Origin of the sequence: Acetivibrio sp. (genome assembly GCF_035371925.1) — a bacterium.
Taxonomy (GTDB): Bacteria; Bacillota; Clostridia; order Acetivibrionales; family Acetivibrionaceae; genus Hungateiclostridium.
Map to the genome: position 1 here is coordinate 1 of NZ_DAORXT010000154.1, position 3,548 is coordinate 3,548.

Genomic DNA, 3,548 nt, shown 5'->3' on the forward strand with positions numbered 1-3,548 from the left:
ATAAGTTCTTCCGGCAACAAACTCTCTGCTTTGCTTATCAGGCTTTCGATTTCGTCTTTAAGCTTTGTAATTTCACTATCCAAATTTTCGGGCTCAACCCCCAGCTCTTTGAGCTCTAAAAGTATTTCCTCCTTTTGTCTGTTAAGCTGCTCAAGCCTTGCCTCAGCCCGGATTCTTAAATTTTTTGCTTTATCCAAATTGTCTTTAATCTGATTTAGCTTTTTCTCATAGTCGGACATCAGTGTACCTCCTCATAATGTCTTATTATGTTTTCAAGCTTTTCATCTCCAATACTGCTTTTACACAGCGGGCATACCCCGTTTCTTCTAAGAATGTCGATATATAAATTAAGATTTTCCTGTATTTCTTTTTTATTTTTCTCCATAAACGCCAAACCTTCATTTAGACTTGTGCAAGCTGTATCGTATTCTTTTTTGGCGGTTTCAAGTCTGTTTAAAGCTTCCAGTTTTTCGTTTGCAGAATTTACAATGTTTTGTGCCAAAGTTATACTTTCATAAGATGATATATTCTTTTTTACATCCGATATCTCCCGGTTGATAGAGACTAGCTTTTCTAGTATCTGAGCAATTTTAAAACTTCTAAAAACGCTGTCGGAAATCTTTTTTATCATTATATCAAGGTCCTTGACATTTTCTGTCCTGTCAAGGATATCCTTTGCCAGGGCAAGCTCTCTGCTAATATCGTTTAGCTCAGAACGTAATTTATTAAGCATTTCGTGCCGGGAGAAAATATCAAATATCACCTTCAAAATTTCTGTCGCATCATCCACAGTGCCCGTTTTCTCCACCACTTTTTCCATCTCCGATGTCATGTACAAAATTGCGGAATATTTCTTTCTTAAGCCCAATATCCTATCTAGCCTAAGTAAACTAATCTCCGCAGATTTTAAATATGCATTGCATTCTTCCAGCCTGTCAAGCTTTGAAAGAATCCTGCTATAAGCCAGATATTCCGAATCAATGCTTTGAAGGGAATACTTCTTCTCCTCGAGGGTATCGGCTTTTGCCATCAAGGCTTCCGTTTTTTCAATTGTCTTTTCGGATTCTTCAAGCTTTTTTCCCAATTCCTTTATATTTTCATATTCTTCAAGCTTTTTGTCAATATCGTCAATTTCATTGCGAACCCTGTCACAGGTCTGATTTTCCCTTCTTATATCCGTAGCACAGTCTCTTATTGCCTGGTCAATTATGTGAACCCCTGTGAGTCTTCCTATGGCTTTTGCCCTGGTAGCACCGGATTCTGACAAAAGAAACGGCCCTTCAAGCTGTTCTCCGATGTTTAGACTGGCACGAATGTCCATGTCCAAAACAACCTTTGGAATGCCATGGGCCTTTACAATTTCCAACGGTACTTCATTGCCGAATCCCTCAAATATGCTTACATTTCCTTCAGGGTCTTCCAGGGTATACCTGTTTTTACTTGTTGTTCTTTCCCTTGTAATTACATATCCGTTGCTAAGCTCCAAAGTAACCTTTGCAGAATTTGTTCCCTGCCTTATAAAATCAGTGCCTCTGGGTTCATTATACAAAACCCATTTAATAGCCCGGATAATTGCAGACTTTCCCTGGTCCGACGGTCCCACAATAACGTTAAGCCCGTCGGAAAATGAAAGCTCCGTATTCTTATGTGACTGGAAATTCTCAATCTTTATCTTTTTTATCCTTATCATTCTTCATCCTGTCCTTCTGACAAATTCTCCCGTGCAATTCCAATCCTTCTTAATGCTTCCTCCTTAACTTCCCGGCTGAGCTCATCGCTTGACGCAATTTCTTCAACTAATTGGGATATATCTATTTTTTTATAATTTCCCGATGCCTCGATACCCTGATAAAACTGGTGCAGTTTTAAATTTCTGTCCTTTGCCGCCTCAAGCTTTTCCCGGTCAAGCACCTCATCGGCCGGTTGGGCAGTTCTAAGTTCAATTTCCTCTATATGTATTCCGCTTGCATCAAGATTCAGGTAAACAACCTCAGGTCTTCTGCCAAGCTCGGATAAACTGCTCGAAACCCTGACAATGCTTCCCGGGTTTATAAAGTATTTCGAACCGATCTGCCTGACACCAAAGCCGCTGTGATAGTGCCCGGCAAAGGTTATATCCGCCTGTGTTTCTTTTATATCATCCAACAATGTGTATTTAATTCCTTCATAGAAAGGCTTTAAAAGAAGCATTCCGTGCACTATGTTTATGGCATAATCCGCATCTTCACGTTTTTTTACAATATAATAGCTTTTAAAATTTTCACCGTCTATGTCATAATTGTAAGACTTCCCGGTGAGCTGAACCGTTATACCGTCTTTTTCTAAAATCACTTCATCATCATAGCCTATAAGATTTATAAGCCCGGTTCCTTCAAGAAGGCCGATCATTGTTCTTCCTACAGTGGCAGGATTATGGCCGTAAATATCATGATTTCCGGCCACAGTATATATAGGCTTGTCAAAGCTCTTTATAATGACGGCAAACTCCCGGACTATGGAAGGGGAAATGTCGGGTCTGTCGAACCAATCCCCGCCATGCAGTATATAATCGACGTTAAGCCGCTTGGAAATGTCGCCTATCTCATAAAACTTATTCTTTAGCGTCTCATAAAAGTTATCTTTTCTGTTTTTCGGTGTTGTTCCTCTAATGTGTGAATCTGTGAAAAAAAGAAACTTCATTGGGACTCTCTCTTTCCAGTGCCTTTTAGATCAAATAATTTTTAAATAGTTTTAAAGGCACTTAGTTACTCTCATTCTGCTTTCTTTGCTCGTATTTTTCAATGTATTCCTGCCACCATTTCTGATTTTGCACGGTGCAGAGCTCTTTATCCAAATGAGAAGTGTCTCCCTCGAGTACTATATCGAACTTTCCATCCTCATAATCCAGTATGGTCACAGAAGTGTTGTCATGCCATTGAATGTTTATCATTTCTGTAAGATCGCAGCCCTTAAAATAACACATCAGAGACCTAATCGCCGTCCCATGGGTAACTACGCATATATTCTTACCCTTGTTATTATCTATGATGTATTTTACCTCATCAATCAGCCTTTTCTGGAATTCCTCCATGGATTCTCCGTCAGGCATTTTATGTTCATGGGGCCTGTTCTCCCAACTGTCATATTCATCCGGCCACAATTTGGGCAGCTCTTCCCACTCCATATTCTCCCATTTTCCCCCGTTTATCTCTTTAAGCTTGTCTGTTCTTATTATGGGCAGTTTTTTCACATCAGCTATATATTGGGCAGTTTGAAGTGTCCTCTTTAAGCTGCTGGAATAAATAACATCAATATCAACATCTTTAAATTTCTCGGCAACCCTCTGGGCCTGCAGATGTCCCCTTTCGGTAATAGAGGAATCGGTCCAGCCGTGAAACACCCTGTGAAGATTCCCCTCAGCCTCGGCATGACGAACAAATATGATTCTTGTTTTTATTGCCATCACCCTCTTGCAGTAATTAGTTTGCAACTTATATGAAATTAGATAAATTGCAATATATGATTATCCCACAAAAAGTATCGGTTCTAAATAAAATTTCTTAAACCTA

General features: G+C 39.5%; 4 protein-coding genes. All 4 read right to left on the minus strand.

The annotated features are described in order from the left end of the window. Positions 1-239: hypothetical protein (locus tag PLH43_RS13285; protein ID WP_324363912.1), on the minus strand; the 239-nt coding region annotated here is incomplete at its 3' end. Next, positions 239-1,690: an AAA family ATPase gene (locus PLH43_RS13290; protein WP_324363913.1), complete on the minus strand. Its 1,452-nt coding sequence runs from the start codon at positions 1,688-1,690 to the stop codon at positions 239-241. The genes PLH43_RS13290 and PLH43_RS13285, both read right to left, overlap by 1 nt. Beyond that, complete coding sequence (locus PLH43_RS13295) at positions 1,687-2,679, minus strand: metallophosphoesterase (protein ID WP_324363914.1); 993 nt, start codon at positions 2,677-2,679, stop codon at positions 1,687-1,689. The genes PLH43_RS13290 and PLH43_RS13295 overlap by 4 nt, the downstream gene beginning before the upstream one ends. Before the next feature lie 61 nt (positions 2,680-2,740). Beyond that, positions 2,741-3,442 carry a histidine phosphatase family protein gene (locus PLH43_RS13300; RefSeq protein WP_324363915.1) on the minus strand — a complete coding sequence of 234 codons (702 nt, stop codon included), beginning with the start codon at positions 3,440-3,442 and terminating at the stop codon, positions 2,741-2,743. Between the last annotated feature and the right edge of the window lie 106 nt (positions 3,443-3,548).

Excerpts from the sequence above, each read along its gene's own strand:
- PLH43_RS13295 (WP_324363914.1), bottom strand. The coding sequence starts at position 2,679 with ATGAAGTTTCTTTTTTTCACAGATTCACACATTAGAGGAACAACACCG.
- PLH43_RS13290 (WP_324363913.1), bottom strand. The coding sequence starts at position 1,690 with ATGATAAGGATAAAAAAGATAAAGATTGAGAATTTCCAGTCACATAAG.
- PLH43_RS13300 (WP_324363915.1), bottom strand. The coding sequence starts at position 3,442 with ATGGCAATAAAAACAAGAATCATATTTGTTCGTCATGCCGAGGCTGAG.